This is a genomic window from Vibrio fluvialis, from assembly GCF_900460245.1.
GTDB classification, from domain to species: domain Bacteria; phylum Pseudomonadota; class Gammaproteobacteria; order Enterobacterales; family Vibrionaceae; genus Vibrio; species Vibrio fluvialis.
Map to the genome: position 1 here is coordinate 392,656 of NZ_UHIP01000002.1, position 12,686 is coordinate 405,341.

The following is a 12,686-nucleotide window of genomic DNA, read 5'->3' on the forward strand; positions in this document are numbered from 1 at the left end:
GTTATTGCCTCACTTGAATCAGAACGTGTTGGTCTTGCGCGTTGTCACCCAGAAACGAAGTCCATCCCAGAGCCACACCACTGTCAGCGGCCAGGCTCAGTTTTGGCGCTTCATCTTCATCCATGGTCAGCTCTACGTCGTAGGCCATCTGCTCACGCAAAATAAATTCCACCAATTTACACAGCGGTTGGTGTTCCTTACCGGAAGGAAGAAAATCGGCGAAACGCTCGCGCGACAACTTACCGATACAGATGACAAACTTACCGTTGCAGTCCATCACTGATTCACCCACCATGCTGTCAACGCCCAGTTGAGCGTTCTGCTGCCCCAGCGACAATTGCTGGGATTTGTCGATATGCACCTTACGGCGCACCCACTGGCGAATTTGCACATCCTGCAAATCGAAACAGTGGGCGATGATGCCGGCCACCACCTGCGGTGAGCGGCTACGTCCGGCCAAAGTGCCAGCGTAAGCCAGCATCTTGCACCAGTTGATGGGGGTCTCACCGCGCAAGTCGGTATCACCCAGCCCGACCAATGCAAACAACTGAGCGGAAAAGGCGTCTTTAGCATCCGGCTGAAAGCGCACGTAATAGCGATACTTTCGCCAGATGCGATACACGAGGTTGATCAGCCGATTGTTAAAAAAATCGAGAAATGGCTGCTTAAAACCACCCGGCTCTTCATTAACCAGTTGCTCGATGATGAATCCTGGCAAGGGTGACTGCGCGCCAGACAAGCCAAAAAAGTTGGTCAGCATCACCAGGCGTTCATCTGCGCGCTCGTGCAGGGAATTGACGTCTGATGGCGAAAAACCAAGGCTTGGGTTTGCACTGAATACCAACTGACACTGACGCTCCCACTCTTCCGACTCTGGGTTGAATTGCTGCAGTTTTTGTAACAATTCGACCAACTGATAGAAGTTGTAAGCACGTACATCACCAGGCAAGTGCGATTGGGGCACCAGCTGGCTGTCAGCCGTCATATCAACGGCTGCATTCCGGTCTGTGTTCCCCATGTGTATTTCTCTTGGTTACTAACGTTGATGACGACCAGCTCATGAAACGAATTGATGCTGGCGTAGAGCGCAAAAAAATGGCTCAGTACCGTGCCAAACAGATACAAATCGCCTTCTGAACCAAAACCAGCCTGATCAATGTAGAGGGTCGATTGCAGGCCGCGCACGGGTAAGCCTCGCAGCATTTTGTCCACCGGTTGTGATTCGATTTTGCTGATGCCGTCCATGCGCAGACGCGCCACACGCTCTGCCTGACGATCGACCAGCGCGCGAAAATCGTAAGCACGCAACACACAGCTGAGCGCATCTTTGGACAGCAGCGACAAATAGTTGAGTGACAAGTTGGAAATCAGTGTCCACAGCAGGCTGCCATCAAGAACCGGACGCAGTGACTGCGACGGCACGGTGATGTTGCGAAACGTCGCATACGGCGGCGAGGTATCGGTCGGCTCACAAATGTCACCAATGCCCAGTTCCAACGGTAACAGACGGTTGGTGCAGGTCAGTTTGATTGACACCGCTTCATCAACATCTACCGACAAGGTTTCATCACCACGAATAAAGGACACAAATGAGTCAAAGCCGTCACCGCGAATGCTTTCTTTAATGCGTGTGCGGTAATACAACGCCTGACGATGACGAACACGTTCTACTTCGTGCTGAAAGCTTTCAAATGAGGAGTACACACGCTTCTCGCCACGCACCCGTTGACCCGCTTGGCTGTTGTCCTGCCAACCCACCACGCTATCAACGCTGAACACTTCATAGTGCGCCGGATAGCGGCTTGACGGCACAATACGGTATTCCGATTTGCGACCATTGAGATCGATTGGGTCGGCATCATGTTCGAATAGGTTGATCACTGGGGTGCAATAGAGCTGAAAATTGTCCTTACGCACGCGAACGTCGGCAGGCAACGTTTTGGATAAATGAATGTGCAGCGTGAATTCGCCGTGCACCGATTTTGGCAGTGCTTGCCCCAATCCCTTGAGATCAAAAAAGTGGAACGCTTCCGGAAATGACAGGTATTCCTGCAAAATGCGGTAGCCTTCGTAAACATTAGTTGGATAAGGCAACAACGATTCGTCGCTCTTAAAGCCCACTGTTGCAAACGTATTACGCGGCAGAGTAAACACCGCACCATTCACTTCAACGGTGACTTTATCCAGATAGTGGTTGAGCCACAGATACAGCATTTGTGAACTGTACTTGTCCCCACCTAAGTAAAAACGCAAATCACCCAGTTCAGCATCACCAATCGAAATGTCGCCGTTCATCTTCATCACTAATTTAATGGTGGTTGCTTCGCGCGTGTGTTCCGCGTTGGCGTCCAGACAATGAAGCGGATAGAGAGCAACATCTCGACAGGTTCGAAAATGGCATTTAGTGCCAAACACGGGTTTGCTATCCAGTTGTGTGCCGCGTGTAATGGTCTGCTTTTCACTGACGCTTTTGTCCGGTGTAAAGGCCACCACACTCATGCTCGGCACGGGCCGCAAATAGTTCGGCCACAGCATGTTGATGATCGAGTGTGTCAGTTCAGGGAATTCATCTTCGACTTTTTCACGCAGACGCGCAGTCAGGAACGCAAAACCTTCCAACAGACGTTCAACGTCCGGGTCGGTTGTTCTGCCATGCAGAAAGCGCGACAGCTGAGGGTGAATTTCGGTAAATTCTCTCCCCTGCTCTTTAAGAAAAGCGAGCTCTTCCCTGAAATACTTGTCTTGAGTCATGGTGATTAAAACACTCGATACTTTCTGTTTTGATCCAGTAACAGACTGAACTGAACTTTCTTGTGTAATGCATCGCAGTTAATGCTGGCCACAATGTGGAAACGCAGCGTTAAAGGATTGAAATGGTCCGAGTCGGCACGCACTAGTACCTGTTTTAAGCGCGGCTCATAACGTTCCAGACAATGCTGAATCGCCAGTTTGATGCGCAGCGACAAGTCCATGGTTTCCAAAGTAGCGTCGTTAAAATCCACTAACCCGAGATGCGGGGCGCTTTGAGCACCACCGATTCGTGTATTGAGGATATTGGACACATTACGCTTAACGGATTCGAGTACATCCCATGCATCTGGCCCTTGGGTCAGAGACATGGGTTTAGCATTGGCTTCCAAACGTTCAAAGAAGCCAACACCAAATGCACTCTCTTCAGGTGCAATGTAAGTCATGGTTATGCTTGATCCAGACGGCCTACCAGCGACAGTTCGAAGTTCGCCCCCATGTACTTAAAGTGCGGACGAACAGCCAGAGAAACTTGGTACCAACCTGGATTGCCTTCCACGTCCATCACCTCGATTTTCGCGGCGCGAAGTGGACGACGGCTGCGTACGTCTGCTGGCGGGTTTTCCTGATCGGCAACGAATTGCTTGATCCAAGCGTTCAGCTCACGTTCCAGATCCTGACGCTCTTTCCAAGCACCAATCTGTTCACGCTGCAGCACTTTCACGTAATGTGCCAAGCGGTTGATGATCATCATGTAAGGCAGTTGCGTACCCAACTTGTAGTTGGTTTCTGCTTCTTTGCCTTCTTTGGTGTTCGGGAAGATCTTGGCTTTCTGAATGGAGTTTGCCGAGAAGAATGCGGCGTTGTCGCTGCCCTTACGCATGGTCAGAGCAATGAAACCTTCTTCTGCCAGTTCAAACTCTTTACGGTCAGTGATCAGCACTTCCGTTGGGATCTTGCTTTGCAGCGCGCCCATCGATTCAAATACGTGTACTGGCAGATCTTCAACCGCACCGCCACTTTGTGGGCCGATAATGTTTGGACACCAACGGTATTTCGCGAAGCTATCTGTCAAACGAGTTGCGAATGCAAACGCCGTATTACCCCATAGGTAATGCTCGTGCGATTGGCTCACGTTCTCTGAATAGTTGAATGATTTGATTGGGTTCTCTGTTGGGTCATAAGGAACACGCAGCAGGAAACGAGGCGCCGTCAGGCCAATGTAACGTGCATCTTCTGACTCACGCAGTGCACGCCATTTGGTGTATTTCGGGCTTTCAAACGTAGACTTGATGTCTTTGATGTTTGGCAGCTCTTCAAAAGAATCGATGCCAAAGAATTGCGGGCCAACACTAGAGATAAAAGGTGCGTGCGCCATTGCGCCTAATGCGCCCATGTATTGCAGCAGTTTCATGTCCGGTGTTGATGGCGTGAAAGCGAAGTTGCCAATGATAGCGCCGGTTGGTTCACCACCAAACTGACCATAACCTGAGGAGTAAACGTGTTTGTATAAGCCAGATTGAGTTGTTTCTGGTGCAAATTCAAAGTCTTCCAGCAGCTCTTCTTTGGTGACGTGCAGCAAATCAACTTTGTTGTTTTCGCGGAAATCGGTACGATCAACGAACAGTTTCAAGCCACGCCAAGCCGATTCCATTTGCTGGTATTTCTCGTCGTGGAGAATTTCATCCATCTGCGCGCTGATTTTTTTGTCCAGTTCAACCAACATCTGGTCGACCAGAGATTTATTCACTGCTTCATCTAACTGGTTGCCACCAATCAGATTTTCAATAAATGCTGCAACACCTTTTTTCGCAACATCGTACCCTTCTTCGCTTGGAGCGATGCGGGTTTGCGCCATAATTTCGTCCAGCAGGCTTCCTTCAGCCAGCTGCGGTCTTTCCAGTACCGTTTCAGTAGTAGACATCTTTTTGTTCCTGATTAATAATTAATGACAAAAGTATCAAGTCAACTTAGGCTTGAGTTTGCTCTTCTGACTCACTAACAAGACTGAGTTCTGCCAGCAGTTTCTCGCGCGACTCTTCCGAGTTCAGCAGATCTTGCAAGCGCTCACGGAACGCAGGAATGTTGCCCAGCGGACCTTTCAGTGCCACCAGCGCCTCACGTAACTCAATCAATTTTTTCAATTCAGGAACTTGCGAAGCCACAGAATCTGGGGAGAAATCCGCAAGGGATTTGAAGCTCAGTTCCACCGGTAGATCGGCGTTTTCATCTTCACCCAGTTTGTTCTTCACTGTTGTCGTCAGTTTGAGATTGCTTTCACGCATTACGGCTTCAAAGTTATTCTTATCCACAGAAACGGTTGAGCGCTCTTCTACTGGCGTCTCTTCTGAATGGCCTTTGAAATCACCAACCACTAAGGTTTTTAATGGCAATTCCACTTCAGCCTGTGCATCCCCAGTCGCAGGAATATACTTAATATTAATGCGCTCTTTAGGAGCTACACTTCCTTCTTTAGACATATAACGTCTCCAAATACCTATGCCAGTCGTTGTCAATGAAATAGTTGTGTAAATATCTGATTGATAATACACATTAGAAATATCTTAATTATCTTATTTGATTTTTAGTAAATATAACTTCTTGAAATTGATTAATTCACCCGACTTCTCGTCAGACAAATATAACCATTGAATAATACAAGTTAAACTTACATATAAACTTTTATTTATAAAACTATGAATAAAGAGACAAGCCAATCTCCCTATTCCTGATATTCGAAAGCGAGCATATTCTATTCATTTAATAATGTTTTGTTGCACAAAAATCACAAGAATATGATCTTCACCCCAAAAACGATTACTTTTATCACACTTATTATCTATCGCTAATATTGAAATAAACTAAATATCCCAGAACAGATCATGGTTATAAAAGTCGACATTTTTTTTCAGGTTTAATTCTAATGTATCTGCCGCAGTCTCTTGCTCAGAGGTAATACGTGGTGCCAATTGTTGATACTTTTCAGCCACTGCAGAATGGAGATTTTCTAAGCGGTCCGTCCCCGCCGTTTCCAGATACAGATCGAAGTAAGCTTTTGCTCGCACCAAGTCGGTTTCCACAAACGGATAAGCTTCTCCTTGTCCGCTGTAAATGAAACCCAGTGCGGCTAGCGATGTGAGATCTCCGGCCTGCAAGGCCTTCTGGCGCCATTCGAATGCTTCTTCGTAGCGACCTTTATCTTCCAACAAGTTGATATAGGCGCGTATTGCCGGAACATAACCTGTTTTAGCCGCAGCCAGATACGTTTCACGCACTTTGGTGTCACGAGAACCAGGCATCATATATGAGCCAGAACCACTTTCTATCCGTCTGGCCTGCTCCATTAATGCTCGCGGATGATGAAAAGCCATTGCTTTAACCAGGTAATATTCTGAAAGTTCTTTATTGCTTGAATGGTAGTACTGCGCCAATTCAAACAAAGCTTGCGCCGGGTTAAGCTGCCCCAAGCGAATCAGCGTGTCGTGGTATTGATGCTGCCACTGCTCGCGTTCCTTTTTACTCAGCCATTGACCATTCTGATACAAATGTTGCATCGCGTGGCGGTTACCGCCTTGTGCAGCCTGAAGCAAATATTCACGGGCTTGCGGCGGGGTACGAATCGTCGTCCGATAGTTGGAAAGTTCCATAGCATAAAGGTAAGCCGCATCAGCATTGCCATTGTCCGCTGCGTGTTTCAGATACTGGCGAGACTCAACATTTTTAAACTGGGCGCGCAATAAGCGACCACTTTCGAACGCCTGCTGCGCGTTCAACAACTTGGCATCGTAATCTTCACCATGCGTAGCAAAGCTCGTCACGCCAAAGGAGAGAACAAGAGAAACCAGACAAGACTTAACCAATGTTGACACTGCTACCACCTTGTAACACGCCACCACAATCCACTGCATCGCCAGCTCTTGCTGCGGGCTTGCCATCAATCATCACGGTTGCAGAGCCTGCCGCAATACTGCGCGGGTGAGCTGGATTTTTCGGTTTATCATGCGGTGCAAGCGGGTCCCCCTGACGAGCGGCAGGAATGCCATCAATTTTGACCGAACCCGAACCCGCAGTGACCGGAGTCGGAGGGAATCCATCATGTGCTGACCCGATATGCCCGACTACTATGCCATTTCCCATAACAAACTCTTCTCTGAACCATCATTAAAATATGTGTGGCTCTTATAAAAGCAAAATGTATACCCATTGTTTATCCAGCAACTGGTTAAACCAGAACATAATCAGGCAAGTTATTGCCCATAACAAGCAATACATTACCCAAACCAATACAAAAATTTGCTCGATGGTTTATCAATGTCAGAGAAATGAAATTTAATAAAGTAAAAGCTCTAATAAATCATCACAATATACACATTTGTCATTTAATTGATCAATTTTGTGGCTGAATATCACTTCTAGTCGATAATAAATATATTAATAATGTCTTATTTTTGAGAGAAAATATAACTCTATATATTGAGTAAATAATTACTTTTCATTTTTAATTTAATTCATCTAGTTGAATATTATTGTTTGATATTTCTAAAATATATTTTCCTAATATTATTGCCGTTCATCTTTGGGTGAATCCATAACCACCATGGTTGTAATCGATTGCACTTGTAGACATTCTCCTAATACATCAGCATGAAAACGTTTATAAGCCGAGAGGTCCTTTGTTTCAACCCGAAGCAGATATTCATTCATTCCGGTAATGTTATGGCATTCCACGACTTCATCTGCAAAGCGCACATGATCTTCAAAACTCAGTTGCGACTTTTTAGTATGGCTGTTCAAACCAATTGAGACGTAGGCAATAAACCCAACATTCAGTTGAGTTTTATCCAACACCGCACGATAGCCTTTGATGACCTTCTTACGTTCCAGCTCCTGAACTCGACGCAGCGTGGCTGAGGGCGACAAACCCACCCGTTCCGCCAACTCTACATTGGAGATTCGGCCGTCTTGCTGCAACTCACGCAATATTCTTTCGTCAAACTTATCCATTGCCACCATCCATTGCTAAAAACTTCAATAATACACAAATATAAGCACAAAATTGCGCTCAGCTACCATTACTATTTTTCATATGTTTTGATGATGAATGAGTAACTTTGTATGGATTCCAGTCAATGGGGCCCGCTGGTGGCTTTCGCTTTTGTATCAACCTTTACCCCAGGCCCGAATAACATCATGCTCATGACGTCCGGTGCCAACGTAGGCTTCTGGCGTACGATTCCCCATATGTTGGGCGTTACGTTTGGGTTTAGTGTCATGGTGCTGTTAGTGGGCGTTGGCCTGACGGGATTGTTTCAAGCCTACCCAGTGCTGCAGCAGATCCTGCACGTGGCATGTCTGGTTTATCTGGTCTATCTGGCGATCAAAATTGCTCGCAGCACGCCAGCAAATAAAAACCATCAATATAAGCCGATGTCGTTTCTTTCAGCAGCCATGTTTCAGTGGGTCAATCCCAAAGGTTGGTCAATGGCGTTAACGGCAGTCAGTGTTTATAACCAAAGTGCAAGTTGGGCTCAATTACTGTTGATTGCGTTGGTGTTCGCGGCAGTGAACATTCCGTCCGTCAGCGTGTGGACGGCTGCAGGAAAACAGCTCAGCCATTGGATGACACATCCGAAGTATGTGCGTTGGTTTAACGGCTCGATGGGCGGTTTGCTCCTGCTGTCCACCGTGCCGATGTTGTGAGGTACGATCAGAACTCTTTGTTCATTTGAGTCAGCATTTGCACCAGAGCCTGGTGCTGCTGTTCGGTAAAGTGGCGGGTCAAATCCTGCGTAAGCGCGATGTGCAGCGCATTGTGCTCGCGATAAACACTTTGCCCCTGCTCAGTTAGATCAACCACAATGGAACGTCGGTCGCCTTCCAACGACTGACGTTCAATCAACCCCGCCTGCACCAGTTTTTCAACCTGAACGGTCAGCGTGCCCGTCGTGATACTCAAGCGATTGGCCAGCTCTTTCATCCGCATCGCACCATGACTGCCCAACACCTCCAACGTGTGGATCTGCGCCAGTGAATAACCGGTTTCTTTGACCACTGACAGTTCCCAAGAGGACATTTTGTCGTAAAACTCGGTGATCAGATTGTTGAGTTCAGTCAGATGTTGCATGTGTTTGCCTTTACTTGGTATTCACCTCTAGTGTGAGGTGGTGCAGTTTATCAAACTCGGTCAGTTGCTGTCTAAAGTACTCAGCATCTTTCTCAGCTTCAGCTTTAAGGCGAATCGTCGCTGCGTAATGACTGGAGCTCACTTTCCACATATGGATATCCATCACATCGGCACCACTCTGCGCCAGCTTGGTCAGAATTTTTTGCTCATAATCACGGCCAATATGTGCATCCAGCAATATTGGCGCCGTCTGTTTCATCAAACCAATCGCCCACTTGGTGATCACCAACGCCCCCACGATACCCATGATTGGATCCAACCATACCCAACCCAGATATTTGCCCACAATCAATGCTGCAATGGCCAGCAACGACGTCAGTGCGTCAGCCAGAACATGCATATACGCTGCTGTGAGATTGTGATCATGATGATGCTCATGAGCATGGCCATGTTCATGTTCATGTTCATGTTCATGTTCATGATGATGGTCGTGATGGTCGTGATGGTCGTGATGGTCGTGATGGTCGTGATGGTCGTGATGGTCGTGCAATAAAAACATACTGACAACATTCACAATCAAACCAATCACAGCCACTAAAATCGCTTCATTAAACTGGATTGACAGCGGATTGAACAGACGATGCAGCGATTCGCCAAACATAAATAGCGCCACTAATCCCAGGCCAATTGCGCTGGTGTAGCCCCCCAACACGCCCACCTTGCCAGTCCCAAACGTATACTGACGTGAGTCCTGATGTTTACGTGCGTAACGAAACGTGAACAGCGTGATACAGAATGCCGCGGCATGAGTGCCCATATGCCAGCCATCAGCCAGCAACGCCATAGATCCGTAAATAGAACCCGCACTGATCTCGACCGCCATGGTGATCAGCGTTAACAACAACACATACAGTGTGCGCTTTTCACCTTTTTCGTTCGCATAAGAAAAGGTATGAGATTGAGGACAACTTGGTGATTGCATAATAAATACTTTGATTATCAAATTTTCTAAATAATAATTAGTTTGAATATCAAAGTAAAACACATTTGTTCCATTATGCTTTTTCGCCTTAAATGTAGGTGAGGTTATAAAACAAACACATAAAGGATTACATGTGCATCCAGCCCTGCTTACCGCCATCACTATGATCGCCTTTGCGGCCAATTCCATTCTTTGTCGGCTGGCGTTGCAAGAACACGCCATTGACGCCGGATCGTTCACGGCACTGAGATTAATCTCGGGTGGAATCACGTTGGTGGTCTTGCATGCCATCGTCGTGCGCCGCGAACATCGTCGCTATTCGCTGCCGTTCGCCTTCAAAGCCGGGGCGGCTCTGTTTACCTATGCGCTCTGTTTCTCCATCGCTTATCTGACCTTATCGGCCGGCACCGGCGCATTACTGCTTTTCGGTACCGTGCAACTGTCACTGCTCGCTGCGCACTGTTGGCAAGGCAATAAGATCCGAGCATTAGAATGGCTGGGGCTGGCGATTTCCATCGCCGGCTTTATCTATTTGATGCTGCCAAGTGCTGAACAACCCGATTGGATATCTGCACTGTTGATGGTCGTATCGGGACTCGCTTGGGCTGCGTTTACCCTGCTTGGGCGCAACAGCGGCAATCCGACCAACGCGATCGCCCAGGGATTCTGGGCGGCAAGTCTGCTGTGCATACTCGTCTCTCCCTGGATGATTCATCAGGATTCCATCTCTGCACGCGGCGTAATTCTTGCGCTGTTGTCGGGCAGTCTGGCGTCCGCCGCGGGTTACATTCTCTGGTATCAGGTCATCAGCCGCTTAACCATTCTGCAAGCATCGGTCGCACAACTGTCGGTTCCCGCTATCGCGCTAGCTGGCGGCAGCCTACTGCTCAATGAAACCCTCACTCTGCGTCTGATACTGGTGAGCCTGATGATTCTGGGTGGCATATTACTGGTGTTTGTTGCCCGTGAGCCGAAATAATCGATGTTGATTCCGGGCTGGCTTTTCTAAGGCAGCTCAGTACAATTCAGGCCGTCTATTCCACGCGATTGTTTTGTTATGCCACACTCTGACCGCTGCTTTACACCTTTTAAGGCCGACGTTTCCGCTATTGCTTTGCCGGAACGTTTTACCTTTCCGTTTTGTTACGAGCCGCATGCTCTGTGTGTGATTGCTGCCGATGAACTGCAGCAGCATATCCGCACCCAGCAAGAGTGGTCACATCCGTTCGGTCTTGAAGACGATGAAGCGGGCGCTAGCGGCAAGATGTTCGGCGTACTGGTCGTCAAAAACAGCGCTGGGCAGCTGGGTTATCTCTCTGCTTTTTCCGGCCAACTGGCCGAGCAAAACCATCTACCGGGCTTTGTGCCGCCGGTATTTGATCGCTTTGCCGACGACGCTTTCTTTCGCACCGAAGCCAACCAGATTGCCGCCATCAATCAACAAGTGCGAGAGTTGAAGCAAAACACCCAGGCAGACACGCTGCGCAGCGCGATTTCTGCGCACCAACAGCAAGCAGAGTCGGAGATTGAAGCGCTGCGCCTGCACATGATCGAGACTCGCGCTGAGCGTAAGCAGTTACGCGCCGAAGCCAACGCAGATGATCAGCATGCACTGCTGGAGCGCTTGGCGAAAGAGAGTGTGACTGAGAAAAATCAGCTCAAACAGTTAAAACTTATGTGGGAGCAACGTATTCGCGCCTTACAGGATGAGTTAGCGGCACAAAACGCCGAACTTCATGCGTTGCAGGAGCAGCGTAAACAGCTCTCGGCGGCGCTGCAGAGAAAGCTGTTTGCCCAATATCGTTTCTTAAACAAACGCGGTGATGTGCAGTCGCTGAATGACATTTTCTCACTCGCGGCCAATCCGATCCCACCCGCAGGCTCAGGGGAATGCGCAGCACCCAAACTGCTGCAATACGCGTTTACGCATCAACTGACACCGATCGCGATGGCGGAATTCTGGTGGGGGCGTTCTCCCAAATCAGAAATTCGCCAGCACAAGAAATTCTATCCGGCCTGCCAAAATAAGTGTCATCCGATCCTTGGCCATATGCTGAGTGGTATGGTACTCGACGACAATCCGCTGCTGGAAAACCCGGCAGAAGGTAAAGAGATCGAGATTGTGTATCAGGATGAAGCGATTGTGGTGATCAACAAACCAGCCGAGTTTCTCTCCGTGCCCGGTGTGAACGTTAAAGACTCTGCCTTGACGCGATTGGAACAGCAATTTCCCGATGCGGAAGGTCCGTTTGTGTTGCATCGTCTGGATATGTCGACTTCGGGGTTATTGGTCTTCGCTCTCACTCGTCGCGCAAATAAAAGCCTACAAAAGCAGTTTATTACTCGCGGTGTAGAGAAGCGCTATGTGGCGCTGCTGAGTGGTGAAATCCCTCTCGGCGAAGGCAGTATTACCCTGCGGCTGCGTCCAGACTTAGACGATCGTCCACGTCAGATGGTCTGTTTTGAGCACGGCAAAGCCGCCGAAACTGACTGGCAGACGATCCGTACCGAACAAGGGCGTACGCGAGTTTATCTGCATCCTAAGACAGGGCGCACTCATCAGTTGCGAGTGCACTGCGCCCATGAGCAAGGTTTCAATACGCCGATTCTGGGTGATGATCTCTATGGTGAGAAAGCCGATCGCCTGCACCTGCATGCGGAAAGTCTCAGCTTTGATCACCCTTACACCAAGCAGCGCATGACTTTTCAGGTCGATCCGGCGTTTTAATTGCGCGCCATTCAAACACCGAGTCCCGACAACCACTGTGGCTGCCGGGACATTCCAACCACAATACAAACCGATCTTTTTCCCCCGGGTTTCAGGGTGTTACA

Annotated in this window: 13 protein-coding genes; 3 read left to right on the forward strand and 10 right to left on the reverse strand. The window is 48.5% G+C overall.

Annotation, left to right across the window (positions count from 1 at the left end; genetic code table 11):
• Position 1 precedes the first annotated feature (1 nt).
• From tssG to DYA43_RS16850, 8 genes are all read right to left on the reverse strand, one after another.
• Positions 2–1,018: a type VI secretion system baseplate subunit TssG gene (gene tssG, locus DYA43_RS16815; protein ID WP_020329731.1), complete on the reverse strand. Its 1,017-nt coding sequence runs from the start codon at positions 1,016–1,018 to the stop codon at positions 2–4.
• A complete protein-coding gene (tssF, locus tag DYA43_RS16820) occupies positions 982–2,751 on the reverse strand; it encodes a type VI secretion system baseplate subunit TssF (protein ID WP_061055964.1) in 1,770 nt (589 codons plus the stop codon). Before tssF ends, tssG begins: the two co-directional genes overlap by 37 nt.
• Before the next feature lie 5 nt (positions 2,752–2,756).
• Entirely contained in the window at positions 2,757–3,194 is a 438-nt protein-coding gene (tssE, locus tag DYA43_RS16825) for a type VI secretion system baseplate subunit TssE (RefSeq protein WP_004727193.1), read from the reverse strand.
• 2 nt (positions 3,195–3,196) lie between these two features.
• On the reverse strand, positions 3,197–4,672 hold the full coding sequence (gene tssC / locus DYA43_RS16830) for a type VI secretion system contractile sheath large subunit (protein WP_020329729.1): 1,476 nt from the start codon (positions 4,670–4,672) through the stop codon (positions 3,197–3,199).
• 46 nt (positions 4,673–4,718) lie between these two features.
• Positions 4,719–5,228, reverse strand: coding sequence for a type VI secretion system contractile sheath small subunit (tssB, locus tag DYA43_RS16835; RefSeq protein ID WP_024375571.1), 510 nt, complete (start codon positions 5,226–5,228; stop codon positions 4,719–4,721).
• Between the two features lie 381 nt (positions 5,229–5,609).
• Entirely contained in the window at positions 5,610–6,617 is a 1,008-nt protein-coding gene (locus DYA43_RS16840) for an SEL1-like repeat protein (RefSeq protein ID WP_047462520.1), read from the reverse strand.
• Positions 6,601–6,885, reverse strand: coding sequence for a type VI secretion system PAAR protein (locus tag DYA43_RS16845; protein ID WP_020329726.1), 285 nt, complete (start codon positions 6,883–6,885; stop codon positions 6,601–6,603). Before DYA43_RS16845 ends, DYA43_RS16840 begins: the two co-directional genes overlap by 17 nt.
• 423 nt (positions 6,886–7,308) lie before the next feature.
• Complete coding sequence (locus tag DYA43_RS16850; protein WP_032082175.1) at positions 7,309–7,752, reverse strand: Lrp/AsnC family transcriptional regulator; 444 nt, start codon at positions 7,750–7,752, stop codon at positions 7,309–7,311.
• 111 nt (positions 7,753–7,863) lie between these two features.
• Between DYA43_RS16850 and DYA43_RS16855 the strand changes: the two genes are divergently transcribed.
• Entirely contained in the window at positions 7,864–8,448 is a 585-nt protein-coding gene (locus DYA43_RS16855) for a LysE family translocator (RefSeq protein WP_061055965.1), read from the forward strand.
• 7 nt (positions 8,449–8,455) lie between these two features.
• Here DYA43_RS16855 and DYA43_RS16860 read toward each other — a convergent pair whose 3' ends face one another.
• Together DYA43_RS16860 and dmeF are read right to left on the reverse strand one after the other, a co-directional pair.
• The gene (locus DYA43_RS16860; protein ID WP_047461411.1) at positions 8,456–8,872 is read right to left on the reverse strand and encodes a MarR family winged helix-turn-helix transcriptional regulator; all 417 of its coding nucleotides are present in this window, start codon (positions 8,870–8,872) and stop codon (positions 8,456–8,458) included.
• Positions 8,873–8,882: 10 nt separating this feature from the next.
• Positions 8,883–9,854, reverse strand: a complete 972-nt coding sequence (dmeF, locus tag DYA43_RS16865) for a CDF family Co(II)/Ni(II) efflux transporter DmeF (protein ID WP_061056107.1) — start codon at positions 9,852–9,854, stop codon at positions 8,883–8,885.
• A gap of 133 nt (positions 9,855–9,987) precedes the next feature.
• On the opposite strand from dmeF, the gene DYA43_RS16870 reads away from it, so the two are divergent.
• Complete coding sequence (locus tag DYA43_RS16870; RefSeq protein ID WP_061055966.1) at positions 9,988–10,833, forward strand: DMT family transporter; 846 nt, start codon at positions 9,988–9,990, stop codon at positions 10,831–10,833.
• Positions 10,834–10,911: 78 nt separating this feature from the next.
• A complete protein-coding gene (locus DYA43_RS16875) occupies positions 10,912–12,582 on the forward strand; it encodes an RluA family pseudouridine synthase (protein WP_061055967.1) in 1,671 nt (556 codons plus the stop codon).
• Positions 12,583–12,686: the final 104 nt, after the last annotated feature.

What these genes read in the sequence shown, in the direction of transcription:
- tssG (WP_020329731.1), bottom strand. Translation starts at nt 1,018, where the DNA reads ATGGGGAACACAGACCGGAATGCAGCCGTTGATATGACGGCTGACAGC.
- DYA43_RS16850 (WP_032082175.1), bottom strand. Translation starts at nt 7,752, where the DNA reads ATGGATAAGTTTGACGAAAGAATATTGCGTGAGTTGCAGCAAGACGGC.
- DYA43_RS16855 (WP_061055965.1), top strand. Translation starts at nt 7,864, where the DNA reads ATGGATTCCAGTCAATGGGGCCCGCTGGTGGCTTTCGCTTTTGTATCA.
- DYA43_RS16860 (WP_047461411.1), bottom strand. Translation starts at nt 8,872, where the DNA reads ATGCAACATCTGACTGAACTCAACAATCTGATCACCGAGTTTTACGAC.
- DYA43_RS16875 (WP_061055967.1), top strand. Translation starts at nt 10,912, where the DNA reads ATGCCACACTCTGACCGCTGCTTTACACCTTTTAAGGCCGACGTTTCC.
- tssC (WP_020329729.1), bottom strand. Translation starts at nt 4,672, where the DNA reads ATGTCTACTACTGAAACGGTACTGGAAAGACCGCAGCTGGCTGAAGGA.
- DYA43_RS16845 (WP_020329726.1), bottom strand. Translation starts at nt 6,885, where the DNA reads ATGGGAAATGGCATAGTAGTCGGGCATATCGGGTCAGCACATGATGGA.
- dmeF (WP_061056107.1), bottom strand. Translation starts at nt 9,854, where the DNA reads ATGCAATCACCAAGTTGTCCTCAATCTCATACCTTTTCTTATGCGAAC.
- tssB (WP_024375571.1), bottom strand. Translation starts at nt 5,228, where the DNA reads ATGTCTAAAGAAGGAAGTGTAGCTCCTAAAGAGCGCATTAATATTAAG.
- tssF (WP_061055964.1), bottom strand. Translation starts at nt 2,751, where the DNA reads ATGACTCAAGACAAGTATTTCAGGGAAGAGCTCGCTTTTCTTAAAGAG.
- tssE (WP_004727193.1), bottom strand. Translation starts at nt 3,194, where the DNA reads ATGACTTACATTGCACCTGAAGAGAGTGCATTTGGTGTTGGCTTCTTT.